29 protein-coding genes and 1 tRNA gene are annotated in these 13,221 nt (G+C 66.4%); 12 read left to right on the top strand and 18 right to left on the bottom strand.

The features are described 5' to 3' along the window. Window positions 1–13 precede the first annotated feature (13 nt). A complete protein-coding gene (locus tag ACFQZQ_RS03190; protein ID WP_386811228.1) occupies window positions 14–982 on the top strand; it encodes a LysR family transcriptional regulator in 969 nt (322 codons plus the stop codon). A 60-nt stretch (window positions 983–1,042) separates the two neighbouring features. Continuing rightward, a tRNA-Ser gene (locus ACFQZQ_RS03185) sits at window positions 1,043–1,132 on the top strand. 37 nt (window positions 1,133–1,169) lie between these two features. Here ACFQZQ_RS03185 and ACFQZQ_RS03180 read toward each other — a convergent pair. The 17 genes from ACFQZQ_RS03180 to ACFQZQ_RS03100 all read right to left on the bottom strand — a co-directional run bounded on the left by ACFQZQ_RS03180 (window position 1,170) and on the right by ACFQZQ_RS03100 (window position 9,424). Further along, entirely contained in the window at window positions 1,170–1,388 is a 219-nt protein-coding gene (locus ACFQZQ_RS03180; protein ID WP_386811227.1) for a helix-turn-helix transcriptional regulator, read from the bottom strand. Then, window positions 1,378–1,827 carry a phosphohydrolase gene (locus ACFQZQ_RS03175; RefSeq protein WP_386811226.1) on the bottom strand — a complete coding sequence of 150 codons (450 nt, stop codon included), beginning with the start codon at window positions 1,825–1,827 and terminating at the stop codon, window positions 1,378–1,380. The genes ACFQZQ_RS03180 and ACFQZQ_RS03175 overlap by 11 nt, the downstream gene beginning before the upstream one ends. Continuing rightward, window positions 1,824–2,045 (bottom strand): hypothetical protein, encoded by a 222-nt coding sequence (locus ACFQZQ_RS03170; RefSeq protein ID WP_386811225.1) that lies wholly within the window; start codon window positions 2,043–2,045, stop codon window positions 1,824–1,826. The genes ACFQZQ_RS03175 and ACFQZQ_RS03170 overlap by 4 nt, the downstream gene beginning before the upstream one ends. Next, window positions 2,042–2,461 carry a hypothetical protein gene (locus ACFQZQ_RS03165; protein WP_386811224.1) on the bottom strand — a complete coding sequence of 140 codons (420 nt, stop codon included), beginning with the start codon at window positions 2,459–2,461 and terminating at the stop codon, window positions 2,042–2,044. Before ACFQZQ_RS03165 ends, ACFQZQ_RS03170 begins: the two co-directional genes overlap by 4 nt. After that, entirely contained in the window at window positions 2,445–2,882 is a 438-nt protein-coding gene (locus ACFQZQ_RS03160; RefSeq protein ID WP_386811223.1) for a hypothetical protein, read from the bottom strand. The genes ACFQZQ_RS03165 and ACFQZQ_RS03160 overlap by 17 nt, the downstream gene beginning before the upstream one ends. 195 nt (window positions 2,883–3,077) lie before the next feature. Then, window positions 3,078–3,866, bottom strand: coding sequence for a hypothetical protein (locus ACFQZQ_RS03155; protein WP_386811222.1), 789 nt, complete (start codon window positions 3,864–3,866; stop codon window positions 3,078–3,080). Window positions 3,867–3,907: 41 nt separating this feature from the next. Continuing rightward, on the bottom strand, window positions 3,908–4,042 hold the full coding sequence (locus ACFQZQ_RS03150) for a hypothetical protein (protein ID WP_386811221.1): 135 nt from the start codon (window positions 4,040–4,042) through the stop codon (window positions 3,908–3,910). After that, entirely contained in the window at window positions 4,039–4,440 is a 402-nt protein-coding gene (locus tag ACFQZQ_RS03145; protein ID WP_386811220.1) for a Lar family restriction alleviation protein, read from the bottom strand. Before ACFQZQ_RS03145 ends, ACFQZQ_RS03150 begins: the two co-directional genes overlap by 4 nt. After that, window positions 4,437–5,237, bottom strand: coding sequence for a hypothetical protein (locus ACFQZQ_RS03140; RefSeq protein WP_386811219.1), 801 nt, complete (start codon window positions 5,235–5,237; stop codon window positions 4,437–4,439). Before ACFQZQ_RS03140 ends, ACFQZQ_RS03145 begins: the two co-directional genes overlap by 4 nt. Before the next feature lie 34 nt (window positions 5,238–5,271). Then, window positions 5,272–6,240, bottom strand: coding sequence for a hypothetical protein (locus ACFQZQ_RS03135; protein ID WP_386811218.1), 969 nt, complete (start codon window positions 6,238–6,240; stop codon window positions 5,272–5,274). Next, window positions 6,237–6,863, bottom strand: coding sequence for a YqaJ viral recombinase family protein (locus ACFQZQ_RS03130; RefSeq protein WP_386811217.1), 627 nt, complete (start codon window positions 6,861–6,863; stop codon window positions 6,237–6,239). The genes ACFQZQ_RS03135 and ACFQZQ_RS03130 overlap by 4 nt, the downstream gene beginning before the upstream one ends. Beyond that, complete coding sequence (locus ACFQZQ_RS03125; RefSeq protein ID WP_386811216.1) at window positions 6,860–7,651, bottom strand: ERF family protein; 792 nt, start codon at window positions 7,649–7,651, stop codon at window positions 6,860–6,862. The genes ACFQZQ_RS03130 and ACFQZQ_RS03125 overlap by 4 nt, the downstream gene beginning before the upstream one ends. A gap of 16 nt (window positions 7,652–7,667) precedes the next feature. Further along, window positions 7,668–8,084 (bottom strand): hypothetical protein, encoded by a 417-nt coding sequence (locus ACFQZQ_RS03120; RefSeq protein ID WP_386811215.1) that lies wholly within the window; start codon window positions 8,082–8,084, stop codon window positions 7,668–7,670. A 38-nt stretch (window positions 8,085–8,122) separates the two neighbouring features. Further along, window positions 8,123–8,311, bottom strand: coding sequence for a hypothetical protein (locus ACFQZQ_RS03115; protein WP_386811214.1), 189 nt, complete (start codon window positions 8,309–8,311; stop codon window positions 8,123–8,125). 88 nt (window positions 8,312–8,399) lie between these two features. Beyond that, on the bottom strand, window positions 8,400–8,669 hold the full coding sequence (locus ACFQZQ_RS03110) for a hypothetical protein (protein ID WP_386811213.1): 270 nt from the start codon (window positions 8,667–8,669) through the stop codon (window positions 8,400–8,402). Further along, a complete protein-coding gene (locus ACFQZQ_RS03105) occupies window positions 8,666–8,920 on the bottom strand; it encodes a hypothetical protein (RefSeq protein ID WP_386811212.1) in 255 nt (84 codons plus the stop codon). Before ACFQZQ_RS03105 ends, ACFQZQ_RS03110 begins: the two co-directional genes overlap by 4 nt. 183 nt (window positions 8,921–9,103) lie before the next feature. Further along, a complete protein-coding gene (locus ACFQZQ_RS03100) occupies window positions 9,104–9,424 on the bottom strand; it encodes a hypothetical protein (RefSeq protein WP_386811211.1) in 321 nt (106 codons plus the stop codon). 120 nt (window positions 9,425–9,544) lie between these two features. Between ACFQZQ_RS03100 and ACFQZQ_RS03095 the strand changes: the two genes are divergently transcribed. After that, window positions 9,545–9,757 (top strand): hypothetical protein, encoded by a 213-nt coding sequence (locus ACFQZQ_RS03095; protein WP_386811210.1) that lies wholly within the window; start codon window positions 9,545–9,547, stop codon window positions 9,755–9,757. A 10-nt stretch (window positions 9,758–9,767) separates the two neighbouring features. Here the strand turns inward: ACFQZQ_RS03095 and ACFQZQ_RS03090 are convergent, their stop codons facing one another. Then, window positions 9,768–9,929 (bottom strand): hypothetical protein, encoded by a 162-nt coding sequence (locus tag ACFQZQ_RS03090; protein WP_386811209.1) that lies wholly within the window; start codon window positions 9,927–9,929, stop codon window positions 9,768–9,770. Between the two features lie 102 nt (window positions 9,930–10,031). Here ACFQZQ_RS03090 and ACFQZQ_RS03085 point away from each other — a divergent pair, with 102 nt between their 5' ends. Genes ACFQZQ_RS03085 through ACFQZQ_RS03045 form a run of 9 tightly spaced genes read left to right on the top strand, consistent with a single transcriptional unit; the run spans window position 10,032 to window position 13,058 of the window. Continuing rightward, window positions 10,032–10,430, top strand: a complete 399-nt coding sequence (locus tag ACFQZQ_RS03085; RefSeq protein WP_386811208.1) for a hypothetical protein — start codon at window positions 10,032–10,034, stop codon at window positions 10,428–10,430. Continuing rightward, on the top strand, window positions 10,427–10,621 hold the full coding sequence (locus ACFQZQ_RS03080) for a hypothetical protein (protein WP_386811207.1): 195 nt from the start codon (window positions 10,427–10,429) through the stop codon (window positions 10,619–10,621). Before ACFQZQ_RS03085 ends, ACFQZQ_RS03080 begins: the two co-directional genes overlap by 4 nt. Beyond that, complete coding sequence (locus ACFQZQ_RS03075; protein ID WP_386811206.1) at window positions 10,618–10,965, top strand: hypothetical protein; 348 nt, start codon at window positions 10,618–10,620, stop codon at window positions 10,963–10,965. The genes ACFQZQ_RS03080 and ACFQZQ_RS03075 overlap by 4 nt, the downstream gene beginning before the upstream one ends. Next, window positions 10,962–11,849 carry a hypothetical protein gene (locus tag ACFQZQ_RS03070; protein ID WP_386811205.1) on the top strand — a complete coding sequence of 296 codons (888 nt, stop codon included), beginning with the start codon at window positions 10,962–10,964 and terminating at the stop codon, window positions 11,847–11,849. Before ACFQZQ_RS03075 ends, ACFQZQ_RS03070 begins: the two co-directional genes overlap by 4 nt. After that, complete coding sequence (locus ACFQZQ_RS03065) at window positions 11,818–12,216, top strand: hypothetical protein (RefSeq protein WP_386811204.1); 399 nt, start codon at window positions 11,818–11,820, stop codon at window positions 12,214–12,216. The genes ACFQZQ_RS03070 and ACFQZQ_RS03065 overlap by 32 nt, the downstream gene beginning before the upstream one ends. Next, window positions 12,213–12,341 carry a hypothetical protein gene (locus ACFQZQ_RS03060; protein WP_386811203.1) on the top strand — a complete coding sequence of 43 codons (129 nt, stop codon included), beginning with the start codon at window positions 12,213–12,215 and terminating at the stop codon, window positions 12,339–12,341. The genes ACFQZQ_RS03065 and ACFQZQ_RS03060 overlap by 4 nt, the downstream gene beginning before the upstream one ends. After that, window positions 12,338–12,511 carry a hypothetical protein gene (locus ACFQZQ_RS03055; RefSeq protein WP_386811202.1) on the top strand — a complete coding sequence of 58 codons (174 nt, stop codon included), beginning with the start codon at window positions 12,338–12,340 and terminating at the stop codon, window positions 12,509–12,511. The genes ACFQZQ_RS03060 and ACFQZQ_RS03055 overlap by 4 nt, the downstream gene beginning before the upstream one ends. Then, the gene (locus ACFQZQ_RS03050) at window positions 12,508–12,684 is read left to right on the top strand and encodes a hypothetical protein (protein WP_386811201.1); all 177 of its coding nucleotides are present in this window, start codon (window positions 12,508–12,510) and stop codon (window positions 12,682–12,684) included. The genes ACFQZQ_RS03055 and ACFQZQ_RS03050 overlap by 4 nt, the downstream gene beginning before the upstream one ends. Then, the gene (locus ACFQZQ_RS03045) at window positions 12,681–13,058 is read left to right on the top strand and encodes a hypothetical protein (RefSeq protein WP_386811200.1); all 378 of its coding nucleotides are present in this window, start codon (window positions 12,681–12,683) and stop codon (window positions 13,056–13,058) included. Before ACFQZQ_RS03050 ends, ACFQZQ_RS03045 begins: the two co-directional genes overlap by 4 nt. The last annotated feature ends 163 nt before the right edge of the window (window positions 13,059–13,221 follow it).

Here is a 13,221-nt window from a genome sequence, read left to right as displayed (position 1 = left end):
ATGGAACTTGGCCATGCATGACCTCAACGACCTCTACTACTTCGCGATGGTGGTCGACCACTCCGGCTTCGCTGCGGCCGAGCGTGCGCTGGGCATTCCCAAGTCGCGCCTGAGCCGCCGCATCAGCCAGCTCGAGACCGACCTGGGCGTGCGCCTGCTGCAGCGCTCCACGCGCCGCTTCGCGGTCACCGACGTGGGTACCAGCGTCTACCGCCACGCCCAATCGATGCTGGCCGAGGCACAGGCCGCGCACGAGGTGGTCGACCGTTTAAGCGCCGAGCCGCGCGGCGTGATCCGGGTCAGCGTGCCGGTCGGGTTGGCACAGCAGCACATGCCGAAGCTGCTGCCGGAGTTCCTCGCCAAGTACCCGCAGGTGCGCGTGCAGCTGCAGGTCAGCAATCGCCGCGTCGACATCATCAACGAGGGCGTCGATGTCGCCTTGCGCGTGCGCGCGAAGCTTGACGACGACGGCAGCCTGGTGATGCGCAGCTTCGGCCAGATCCAGGAATTGCTGGTCGCCAGCCCCGGTTACCTCAAGCGCATGGGCCGCCCGAGCGACCCCGACCAGTTGTCCGAACACGTCACCCTCAGCGTCAGCGAGGACGACGCGCGCCAGCGCTGGGAACTGCACGGCCCCGATGGCGAAGTGCGTCGGGTCGAGCTCAAGCCGCGGGTGATGGGCTTCGACTTCCCGATGCTGATGCAGCTCGCCCAGCAGGGCGTCGGCATCACCCTGCTGCCGGAGACCATCTGCTCGGAAGCCGTGCGCCGCGGCGACCTGGAAGTCGTGCTGCCCGAGTGGCGGTTGCCGCAGGGCATCTTCCACGCCGTGTTCGCCTCGCGCCGCGGCCTGCTGCCGGCGGTGCGGGTGTTCATCGACTTCCTCGCCGAGAAGGCCCCGGCGCTGGTCGAGGCGGCGCGCCTGCAATGCGCCGAGATCAAGGGCAAGCCCTGTGCGGACAACGCGAAAGGCCAGCGCTGAGCGCCGGCCAGGCGAATCGGCGCGCGGCCGTGCGAGAATGCCCGCCGCCAGCCACACCCCGGAGAGATGGCCGAGTGGTTTAAGGCAGCGGTCTTGAAAACCGCCGAAGGGTCAAACCTTCCGTGGGTTCGAATCCCACTCTCTCCGCCACCACTTCCCCGCATAGCCTTTTGTTACGGGCTTTCAGTCACGCGGCGGCACGCTCATCCCCGTTTTGATCCCCGTCCCGCGCAGCCTTCGACGCGGCGATGTACGCCTCAATCTCCGACTCGAGCCAGAACGACGCGCTGCCATCCTTGACCGGCACGGGGAACTTGCCGGCCGCGATCCTGGCGTAGATCGCCGTCTTGTGCAGGCCGACGCGATCGACCACCTGGCGCAACCTCAATCGGCGTTCAGCCCCCACGGCGCACCTCGCGGTCGTCGGTCAGTGCGGCGATGGCCTTGGCGTACTTGCGGCGCAGCCGTGCAGCCGTGGCCGCATCCAGCAGCGCGAGTCGGCCCTCGTTCGCGTTGTCCGCTATGTCGGCCAGCTTCACGCGCAGGGCGAGGGGGTTTGCACGGATTCCTGCGTAGTACGCGGAAGCGGTAAGTTTGAAGGGCGTGCGAGATAGCGCCACGATGGCCGCCTGCTGGCGCTGGTATACCGTCCGCGTGACCTCTGCCCAATAGTCCGGCGCATCCTCCAACACGTCATGAAGCCACGCGACCGCCTCGGCCTCGGAATCGTCCGCAACCGCAGCGGCCACGCGCGCGACGTGTTCGATGTACGGCCGCCCAGCCTTGTCCACCTGTCCGGCGTGGGCGCGGTGGGCTAGCTCTCTCGCCTTCGCAACGATGCTCATCCCTCGCCCTCGCTGCTGGGTGGGGCTGGGACTTGCTCGATCTGGCTAACCTCGGCCGCGAACCCGTCGATTGAGTAGACCAAGCTGTCGGGGATCGTCACATCGAAGGCGATGCGCTTGGCGTTGTCCGCTTTCGCGGCCGGCTGCGTCGTGGCGAACATCGCCCAGCGGGCCGGGTCGGTGTACGGATTCACGTCCACATAGAATCGAAGCTTCACGATTCCCCCTCCCGCGCGCCGCTGGCATCCCGCTCGGATAGGATGCGGTCGATTCGGTCAGCGTAAGAATCGAACCAGCGCGGATCGGCGGCGAAGGTCATGCCGCGCGACTCGACCGCATGGCCCACTTCGGCTTTTGCTCGAAGACTCGCCACCAGTTCTTTGGCCGCAGCCCTGCTCTCAGCCAGTTCCCGCCCCATCGCGCGGAAGGCGTCGGAGTCGAGGAGGGCGCGGAGCTGCCCGGCCCATTCTCGCAGGCGTCGCTCCTTGTGCTGCGGACTGCTTGCATTGACGTGCTGCGCCATCGCCAGCATGTCGCCCTCCATCTCAGCCAGCGCCCGCAGCGCGGCGATTGCGTCGGGCGTGGCTGCCTTCTCTGCCGCGATAGCCAACAGGGCCTTATTCATCGTTTCCATTCGTCCTCTCCTTGTTCGCCAGCAGGTTGTCGATCACGACGTCTAGGCGGTCTAACGTGAACTTTGGGGACAGGTTGAATCGAACGTCCTGCTCCCGCAGCACGCGATACCGCAGCGCATCCGGCAGCGCATCGGCCAGGGCGGACTCGGCGGCCTTGGTTCGCGATTGCAGGGCCGTGTGATTGCGGTCGCTGAACTTCTCTCCGGCCAACTGCTCGGTGTACGCCTCAAGAAACGTCACGCGCCCCCGCAACGCATCCCGCTCGGCCACCAGCGCGGCGACGGCGGTGCTGGCTTGCTCAATTTCGTCAGCATTCTGTGGCCAGCGCTCAAGCCGCAATCGTCTCGATGCAGTTTCCATCACCCGCAGCACCTCATCGGCTGCCATAGGGGCGCGCTCCGGTGCGGTGGGGGTGGTCATGGGGTGGCTCCTTTGCGAACCCAGGCAAAGGCTGGGCGGGTGAAGCGATTGATCCATCGGCTTCCGTTCCAGCAGCTCTCCCCTAACCGCGACATAAGCCTAAGCAGGCCGTCCACGATGGCGACCGGGACGAGAAGCACAGCCAGCGGCCAGAAAGCCCACCAACGCCAGTTCAATATCGTTCGGTTCAATCGCTTATCCATGATCGGCCTCCTGCTGGGCGGCGGTGAGCATGGCAGCCCAAACCGCGTCAACCTCATCCTCGCCACCAAATCCGGCGCAAGCATTGATTGCCGCGTCCAGCATTTCGCCAGTGGGCGCGCGCGGCACCAGCACGAAACCATCCGGCATGGCGGGACTGGCAACGGCGATTGCGTTGTGCGGCCTGATTTCGTACAGGCCGGCTGCTGCGGTGTAGTCGCCTCGCATCTCGAACGTAATGGTGCCTTTCTCGAAATCCGCCTCGATCATCGCGCCAAACATCGGCTCGACCTCCGGCGCAGGGGCGGGGCTAGCCGGCACGATCAGGCAAGGGATGCAGTTGTCGCAATCCTCACCAGCGCCGGACGCCTCGTCGTGAATGTCGTAGTCATCGCCTGGGCCGCGACGATGGAACCAGCCGCGTGCGAGCACCGCCACCCCCTCCACCGGCCGGGCCTGCTCGGGTGGGTAGTTGGTGGCCGAACACGCTACGCACGCGAACAACGCTCCAGCGCCGCACTCGGGGCAAGGCGGCCATCCGCTATCAGCCTTGGGGGCTATGCCGGCGAGTCGCTCGGCCCAGCATCGAATCGCAGCCGGCGCGTTGGCCACGGCCGTGATCGTGCATCGGTCGGCCACGTCGGCGAAGTTCACCATCTCGGCCACGATCTGAGGAATCGGCCGGGCCTGCGGCGGGGCTGCTAGGGCGGCTATGGCGAATTGCAGCGCCTTGACGTAAGGGTGCGTTTCGTCGGCGTCGCCGCGCAGCATGTCGCCCAGCATCGAAACTAGCTGGGGCCTGTGGGTGTCGCTCGCTCGGCCGCTCATGGGGAAATCTCGATGTCAACATTGAGGATGGTGATGCGGTTTGCTGGCTGCACGGCGCATGAAATGGCCGCCACAAACATGGCCGAGATTGGGTCGAAGCCAAGCAGTCGAAGCGCGCGATACTTGCTCATGGCGCGCTGTCCTTGGGTGGCGCGGCCTGCGGGTGGGTGGCTGGTCGATTGACAATCAGCGAGCGCATAACATCGGCTGCGGCATCGACCGCGATGGCGTTCTCGCCGTTCCGCCCGTGCTTGATCGCGGCCATCTCATAGTTGTGGATGGCCTGTTCTAGCGTGTCGTCAATCTCCCACCCAGTCACAGCGGCCGGCTGGGCGGACAGGGCGCGGCGGTTCCATGCGGCGATTGCCTTATCGCGCTGGCCGGAGTGGCGGGCGCTGGCTTGGCAGTTCGGATTGCCACATAGGACGTTGAATCCACCCATCATGGCCTCGCCGTGCGCGTCGCCAAGTACGCGAAGGTCAGAGCTAGCGCAAAACGGGCAGGGCAGTAGCGCGGGCGTGGCGGTCATGCGGCCACCTCGATCATGCGAATCACCAGCGCCTTAGCCGACTGCTGAAGCTCGCGCTTCGTGTTCGCCAGGGCGGCCCGTGCGGCGGCCCGTGCGGCGGCCCGTGCGGCGGCCCCTGCGGCGTCCCCTGCGGCGGCCCCTGCGGCGGCCCCTGCGGCGGCCCGTGCGGCGGCCCGTGCGGCGGCCCGTGCGGCGGCCCCTGCGGCGTCCCCTGCGGCGGCCCCTGCGGCGGCCCCTGCGGCGGCCCCTGCGGCGTCCCGTGCGGCGGCCCGTGCGGCGGCCCCTGCGGCGGCCCGTGCGGCGGCCCCTGCGGCGTCCCCTGCGGCGTCCCCTGCGGCGTCCGCATCATTGCGAACTGCCGTCAAGGTCGGCATCAGCGACGGACACTGCGCGAAGTCGGTTATCTCCGGCACGCTCGCCAGCGCGTCGGCCTGAGTGTTCAGTCCCGCCAGACGCAACCATGCCGGCGTGTGCTCGCGGATCAGCCAATCGGCCGCCATCGCGGCGCGGCGCTGTTCGACTTCCGACGTACTGCGGGTGCCAACCAGGCGCGGAATCAAATCGCGCAACAGGTCGGTGCGCTCGTCGTCCGGAAGCGAGTCGTTCCAGTTGCGAAGGAAGGTGGAAATCACCGGGCAGGCGCAGACCGGATGATCCGACCATGGCTCGCCCGCGACCCATGCCACCGCTTCCATGACGCACATGCCTTCGGAGATGTCGTCGTGGCCACCGGACTGCAAATCCATCGCCAGCACTTGCGCGAGTCGGTCGGCTTCAATCGTCGTCGTGTCGTTCATCTCAAACCTCGGTCGTTGGGCGGCGTGGGGTGGGTCAGTACGCGATCGAGACGGCGGGCACTTTGCCGGACGCGATGGCGGTGACGGCGAGCTTTGCGGCCTCGTCGCTGAGTCCTGCCTTCATCAGCGCGACCAGCGCCGTGTTATTCACCGCGGCGCAGTGCTTGCGGTTCGCGGCCCGCTTCTCGTCGGCCTCTCGCTGCTCCTGCTCCACGGCCAGTCGGGCGGCTTCTCGGGCGGCGGCCTGTTCCGCGGCGCGGGCTTCGGCCTGGCGCACGGCCTCGGCCTGCTCACGCTCGGCACGTTCGGCGGCGGCGATCGTGGCCTGCCGCGCTTCCTCGGCTTCACGTTCACGGCGGGATTCGGCCTCGATCGCGTCCTGCTTGGCCTGCTCGATCGCGGCGGCGGCGGTGCGCTCGGCATCGGCGGCGGCCTGCACCCGGATCGCCTCGTCGCGTTCGGCCTGCACGCGGTCGGCTTCGATCTTCGCCAGGCGGTTGGCTTCCGCCTGCTCGGCCTCTGCCAGCCTGGCCTCACGCTCGGCAATCTCGGCCTCGCGACGGGCCAGGTCGGCGGCGCGCTCGGCTTCCTCGGCCTCGCGGCGCAGGCGGGCGGCTTCGATGGCCTCGGCTTCGATGCGCTTCTGCTCGTTCTCCCACTCGGTCAGCGGGGCGCGCACCTCGGCCTGCAGGGTTTCCAGTGCATCCCAGGAGTGCTTGCGAAGCCCGTCGATCACCTTGGCCTGCGACTTCCAGCCCTCGACCATGCCCCTGCCCGCGGCGTCGATCGCCGTCTTGGAGCGCGCGACCTTGTAGGCGGTGGAGGCGATCGCCTTGCGACCGCCTTCGGTGGTCAGGTCCGGCACGATCTTGACCGCGGCGCGGATCTTCTCGATCACCTCGTCGAGCTTGACGCGGGTGAACAGTTCGATGGGCTTGTCCAGCGCGTCCGCCGGCAGTAGTTCGATCTCGGTGGACTCGGCTTCTTTGAGCTGGGCGTTCATGCGGCGGCTTTCCTTTCCATTAGGCGGTCAACGAGGGCTTGCACGCGCGGCTCAAGGATCGAGATGCGGCCTTCGATCTGATCCTTTTCGGCGTCGGTGATTTCGACCGGGACCGTGATGCCACCGGCGAGGGGGTGGTAGACGTAGAAGTCCAGGCCATCGAGCGCGCCGACCATGCAGGCGATCTTTACCTGCCAGCGGTACTCGCTCGGCACCTGGCGGCACTCGAAAAAGTCGATGAACGCCTTGTGCTCCAGGCACTTGATCTCCAGCCCGCGCTTGCGCTGCGCGTGCAGGCCATCGGGCGACCAGCCCAGGTACGCGATGCGGCCGTGCTCGACAAAGCCGACCTGTTCGACCGTGGCGTCATGCTCGAACGCGAACGCCTCGCGCGCCTCCGGCTCCAGTTCGTGACCGCGCTCCATCGACTTGCCGCTGTAGCCGCGGTCGGTCTTGCCGAACACGCGGCCCCAGGCCAGGTCTTTCACCAGGTCTTTGAGCCCCTGCGTGTCGAGTCCTCCCATGATCTTGGCGCCGCTGCTGGCGGTCCACTTGCCGGCGCGGATCGCGTGCCAGTCGTCCGTTCCCTGCTCGATCTCGGGGTGGTAGACGGGCGCGCTCATGCTTCCTCGTCCTTCGGCATGACGGCGGCCTTGCGGTCGACAAACGCCTGCTTTACGGCGCCGGGAATGTTGCGAACCACTCCGCCGTAGTCGGCCATGATCTTGGCTTTGAGCGGCGCGAGGTCGTCCGGCTCCTGCACCTGGCTGCACTGCTTGATCCAGTCGGCGGCCTTCGCGTCGACCGGCTCGGGTTCCGGCTCGTAGGCGGCCCGGCCGTCGTCGTCCATGCCCTTCGTCGCCATGCCGGTGGCGGCGAGCAGCGTGTAACGCTCCAGGTAGGTGATCGTGCTGGCGACCTGCTGGATCGCGTTCTTCTTGCCGCTGGCGTCGGGGGCCGCGGTCATGCTGACCGACTCGCTGTGGCCAAGCGCGTGCGTGATGGTGCAGACCACCGTGATTGCTGCGCCGGCCTGCGTCACGTCCCAGCGGTGCGACAGGCCGTGCTTGCCCATCGTCGGCACCACCACGTCGGTCACGTCGGAAAGCTCGGCGTGCATGTAGCTGGTAACGCCACCGCCGTTGGTCTCGAAGCTGACCAGCTTGCGCTTGAGAATTTCCATCGGCTCGGCCTTGAATGCGGCCATCGCGGCAACGTATGCCTTGCGCGCTTCGTTGGCTTCCCACTTGATTTGCAGGTCCAGCAACTTGTCGACCTGCACCAAGTCGCCACCGCGCGATAGCACGCTCTCGATCATGCCCAGGTAGGGGTTGGCGTGGACGGCCATCGCCGTGCCCTGCTCGGGCGGCATCCGGTCCAACACGGTTACGTCTTGCGGTTGTGCGCTCATGGTTCTTTTCCTTGGTTTATGCGGCTTGCTGTTCGGATGGTTTGGCGGCGATCTTGTAGTTCGGATCGGGGTCGGGAATCACGAGGCCGTGGCGCGCGCCGACGCGCTGAATCCACTCGACGTAATCCCAAAAGGCGCGGCCTTCGATCACGTCGCGGTTGCCGTCCTCGTCCACGGTGGTGGTGCGAATCGGAACCTCGACGGCGCGGCCACCTGGCAGGCGCTTGGGTTTCCAGCCCCAATAGCAGCCGCACAGGTACTCGCTGATTTCGTCCGGCTCGAAGCCCATCGCGATGGACAGCAGCTTGTAAGCCACGCCGTGCAGATAGCGGAGCTGCGGCACGGTGCGCTCGGGGCGGGCAATGCTGATCTTCACGTTGATCGGCTTGCCTTCCTCGAACAGCCGCAGCACCGGCAACAGCGCGTCGATCATCGCGTCGCGGTTCTTTGGCGGCAGCGTGTGGACTACGGTCACTGCACCGGCTGCAGGCGGCGCGACAGCTCCGCGCGCGGCGGTGGCTCGGCCCGCGCACCATCGCGGCACCGGCTCGACTGGACGGCGGCGCGCTCGGCGTTTTCGAGCATCGCCAGCAGTTCGGCCGCGTCCGTCTGTTTCGCCAATCTGGACACGATGTGCGGATTGATCGCGTGGCGGTTCATGCCGGACCTCCCGCGCACACGCTCAGGATCAGCAGGCCGAAGAACGTGTAGATCAGCAGGTAGGCGGCGAACGCCTTGAGGGCGCGCTTCACTTGGCACCACCGATGCGGGCGAGGGAGGCGGCGCGGCGCGCCACCGCTCGGTGCCAGCGAACCTCTGCCGTCGCGACAGCGCCAACTTGCCGGCGCTGCGTCGCAAGTTCGACCTTCGCCGCGTCGTATTCCCGATCCGCCGCGATCAGCTCGGCCACGGCGGCGCGGGCTTCGGCCATCGCATCGGCCTTGGTGGTTTCGTGCACCAGCCGCCAGCGGCACTCCGCATCACCCATCACCGCCAGCACATCGACCGGCGCGCTCACGGCAGCCACTCCGGCGACACGACTAGCTGGCGGATTTCGCCGTAGCGGGTCGCGTTGGCCAGCGACAGGCGCCAGTTCTGGCGCGCCACGAACAGGTCGTAGATCGGATCGCTGACGACGCTGGCAGGCCGCATGCGGCGCGTGGTGGCGTCGAACTGCACATAGGTGGAGCGGAACTCCGGCCGGCCCTTCATCACGCGGAGCGCGCGACGCACGTCGTGGCTTGGGGCGTAAAGCTCGGTGCTGGTCATCTGCTTGATCTCCGGCGCCTTGGTTGGCGACTGAAACGAATCGTTTCATATACCCGGAGTTGTGTCAAACAAATTGTTTCGACAGAAGGCGGAACATAGCGTCCCAAAAGTGGAACGCTGCCACCAAAGCAAACAAAAACCCGCCGGAGCGGGCCTAGGTCTTTTACAGCCTAGCCAAACTCCTTAGTCGGCGGCCTTCGCACTGGCCAGTTGCCGGCCAATATCCATCCACGCTTTGCGCTGCTCTGTCGACAACAGTCGGTAGATCTCCACCATGTCCATCTCGTCTTTCACTTCGATCACCAACGCATCATCCCCTACGGCCTCGGACACGGTTATGCCGGCCAATCCGGCAAGAACCTTCAACTCGTCGACCGAGACGCCCCGCTTTCCCTGGAGCTTTTGCCCAGCGTTCTGAGGACTAACCCCCAGCGCGGCGCCGACCTCGGCCATGCCGAAGCCCCTTTCCTTGATGGCGATTGCCACTCGTTCGTACCAGCGCATTGTCCGGGTTCCGCTTCGCAAGGACTGAGACCAAGAGCGTAACGAATTGTTTATGGGTGAATGATTCACCGGCCAAACAAATCGTTTGCTTTCAAGGAAACGATATGTTTCACTTCGTCCATGAAAGCACTCACCCTGCTGTACTCCGTTGGTCTGACCCGCGAAAGCGTCGCCTCCGCCGTCGACCAGACCACCCATTCCGTCCGCCTGTACGAGCGAGGCGAACGGTTCCCCAAGCGGCAGCCGTACACCGCGATCGTCAAGTTGGCGGAAGCGAAGGGCATCACGTTGATGGCCCGCGACTTCATCGTCGACCGGCCGGACGCCGCCTGACGTGCGCACGTCACCCGCCGACCTTCAGCCGCACGACCACCGCACAAGCGGGCAGGGCGCGCGCCTTGGGCGTGGCCAGCTTGCGAATGCGGACGCGCTCGCCGTAGCGGGTGACCGCGAAAAAGTTGCCGCAGACCTTCAACAGCTCGGTCACTTCACTGCCTGACTTCATCGGCTCGGCCTTCTGGCTGGGCCTTTTTTATCGACCACAGGGGGTCGCCAAGTGAAACCAATTCGGATGAGGGGCGATGACGACCGCCAAGGGGAGATACCCATGAAAGGCCCGGAAAGTCACATCAGAGCGCACGACATTGCACGCCAACCGACCCTTGCAGGCGCCATCGCCTTGGGCGCTGCGGCGGCGGGGTTGGATCTGGCGAAAGAGATGCACGTCCCGCTCGGCATCGACGCCGGCACCTGGTCGCGGATGCAGGCCGGCGAGGCGGGCTATCGCTGGAAACAAATCAGCGCGATCTGCGACCTGATCGGCAGCGACGCCCCGATCCTCTGGATGCTCCACCAGCGCGGCTACGACCTGCACAGCCTGCGCAAGCGCGAGACCGAGACCGAGAAACAACTGCGCGAGGCCCGCGAGCAGATCGCGGAACTGGTGAAAGAACGCGAGATCGAGCGCCGCGCCATCCGCGCCACCTTCGGAGGAGCCATCGCATGAACGCCCCTTGGAAGCCGGTCACCATCCCGGCCACTACCGACGCCTACGCCCCGAATCAGATCGACTACGACCTGACCGAATCGGAACGCTCCAAGGCCGCGCTGTACTCCCTGCAACTCGACCGCCTGCGCCGCGAGCGCAACGAGGCCGACAAGGTGAGCGGCCGTCGCCGCCCGGTGGGTGTGCGGTGATCCAGCCCGGCCTCCCATTCGGCGACGCGCTGCAGGCGATCGTGCGCGAGCACGGCGACACGTTCCGCGATGGCTTCGCTGGCTGGCTTGGCCTGAACCGCCATGTCTGGCTGGCCTTCGAGCGCGAGGCGGACAAGGTGTGGAACCGCGGCCGGCGCCACTACAGCGCCCGCACGCTGGTCGAGTACCTGCGCCACGAAACCGCGCTGACCGACAACGGTGCCGACTACAAGATCAACGGCAACGTGGTGCCGGATCTCGCCCGCCTGTACCGCCTGGCCCATCCCGAGCGCGCCGAGCTGTTCGAGCTGCGCGTTATGCCAGGGTCGGAGCGCGCGGCGTGAGCAGCGAGAGCTACACCAAGCTGTTCGCCAGCATTACGGCGTCGACCGTGTGGCAGGAGCCTGCCGGTACGCGCCTGACGTGGATCACGATGCTGGCGATGGCCAACCGGTACGGCCAGGTGAAGGCGTCTATCCCCGGCTTGGCCAACATCGCCAACGTCTCCATTGCCGAGTGTGAGACGGCGCTGGCGACCTTCCTGGCGCCCGACAAGTACAGCCGCACCAAGGACCACGAAGGCCGCCGGATCGAGGAAATCGAGGGCGGCTGGCAACTGCTGAACCACGCCAAGTATCGGGCGATCGCCAGCGACGAAACCACCCGCACCGCCAAGCGTGAGCACATGCAGCGGGTGAGGGCTGAGGCCAAGGCCAATTCCACAAGTGGAAATACCAATTCCACCGTGGATGGAAGTGGAGACATAGCAGATACAGATACAGATACAGAAAGAGCAAAAGCAACAACAGGGGAGGCGCGTACCGCGCTGGTGATCCCTGAGTGGCTTCCTGCCGATGCGTGGAAGGACTGGCACGACTACCGCAACAGCCGCAAGGGCTGGACGCACAAGGCGCGCGCGCTGTCGCTGCGCACGTTGACCGAGCTGTGGGCGCAGGGGCACAGCCCGCGCGCCGTGATCGACCAAGCCATCGAGAGGGGTTGGACCGGGCTGTTTCCGGTGCGCAGCCATGACCAGGCGCGCGCCGGCCCGAACGGCCAACCGCAAAGCAAAACACTGACCGGCATGAAATCGCTTCAGGGGATGAAAAATGGAAATGGACTGGTACACGAACGAGATAATCGACGGCCTGACGAAGCTCATGTCCTTGAGCTTGGATCGCACGCCCGCCTCCGACTTGGTGCAGATCACGGCCGCGACGTGGATTGACGCCACGACGATCAACCGGGCGTGGGACAAGGCGCGCGACACCAGCCGAATCCGTGGCGCGTTCTCGTCGCTGGCCCTGACGCGCGACACGTGGCCGGCTCCTCGACACTTTCTGGACGCGCTGCCGCCGTCGTCGCAACTGGCGCTGGCCGGCGATCGCGAACGCCCGGTCGATCCTCCGGAACTGGTCAAGGAGCTGGACGCGATCAGCCGCGGCGAAGTGGCGCCTCTCCGATCGGTTGACGAACTTCGCCGCGAACTGTCGACCACCTTCGAGCCGGTCGGGAAGCTGTCCAAGGGCGAAGCTGCGGCCGAGCTTGCAACGCACTACAGCGACCGCAAGAGCGCGGCGGCGGGTGACGCATGAGCGCCGCCCGCATCCGCGAGATTGTCGACCTTGCGAACAACCGACTGGTGAACGTCGCCGAGCTGGCCGCGTTCTTCTGCCTCGACCCGGCGGAAATCGTGAACGTGCTGCGGGTGTACGGATGAAATCGACCAACCAACCCAACCTGTTCCAGCACTCCGACGCCGCGAAGGCGCGCGCCTACCGCGTGGCCGCCGACACGGTGCGCCACGACCCCCATTTTTCCGACGACGAGCGCGAGCGCCGCGCCGCGAACTACCTGGCGGAAGCCGAGCGATACGAGGCGCGCGCATGAGCCGCAAGCCCGCGCCGTCCGACCCGAGCCAGTGGCGCACGCTCAACCCGCACTACGAGGGCGCCCCGTCGCGCACGTACCGGATGCGCTGCGCCGATGGCGTGGTGCGCGAGGTAGTTGAGCAGGACGGGGGAGTCGTTTTCGACGCTGACCAGTTGGGGCGGAAGCCGTGACGTTCGGGGTATCGCCCATCCACGGGACCGCCGGGATTCGCGCCCGCGGCAAGCTCCACGCCTGCGGGCGCCACGGCAAATTGACCGCGCGGCAGATCGCTGACCTGGCCGGAGTGTGTGTCGAGACGATCCGCGCGCGAATCAAAGCCGGCGTTGTCGGCCCGTCGCTCGTGGCGCCGGCATGGGACTCGAAGCGCGGGCAGGTCAAGGCGCAGTGTCGCCGGCCTGCATTGCTGACCGCCTGCAAGCTAGCGCGGGCGTTCCCCGATCGCGTGCCGAACACCCGCGAGATTCAGGCGTTGCAGCCGATGAGTCGATCGTCTGCGCTTCGCTGGCAGCAGGGCTACCGCGACGCGCTGAAGGTGACCGCATGAGCGCCTTCTCAGACTTCATTCGCAACGCTACGCCGGAAGAAAAGTCGGCCGTATACGCCGGGGTCATCGACATGGCCTGCCTTGCACAGCGGACGAGGGCGCATGGGTGCCGGAAGCCTGCCATTTGCAACATGGATCACTCGCGAGGAGATACGCCAGGCCA

It is taken from the genome of Lysobacter koreensis (assembly GCF_042677045.1).
GTDB classification, from domain to species: domain Bacteria; phylum Pseudomonadota; class Gammaproteobacteria; order Xanthomonadales; family Xanthomonadaceae; genus Lysobacter_K; species Lysobacter_K koreensis.
Note: the sequence above shows the minus strand (reverse complement) of the source record. Positions and strands in the feature narration are given on the sequence as shown.